1 pseudogene is annotated in these 257 nt (G+C 26.5%); it reads right to left on the bottom strand.

What is annotated here, in order from left to right:
- Positions 1-257: pseudogene (locus tag ACWA1B_RS23065) on the bottom strand (cell surface protein); the annotation flags it as partial.

Consider the following 257-nt stretch of genomic DNA (forward strand, 5'->3'; position numbering starts at 1 on the left):
ATTGTGATAACAATTTAAATAAAATAAAGCTGTATTATTAGAAATATCAAGAGATGTCAGTTGATTGAATCCGCAATCTAAATATTGCAAAATTTTGTTCTGTGAAACATCTAAAGTTTCTAGTTTATTAGTATTACATCCAAACCAATATAAATGCAAATTCTTAGTTACATCTAAATTTGTTATTTGATTACCCGTACATAGCAATGATTGAAGTTCCACCATATTAGATACATCCAGGGTTGTAATATGATTAT

It is taken from the genome of Flavobacterium xizangense (assembly GCF_054075145.1).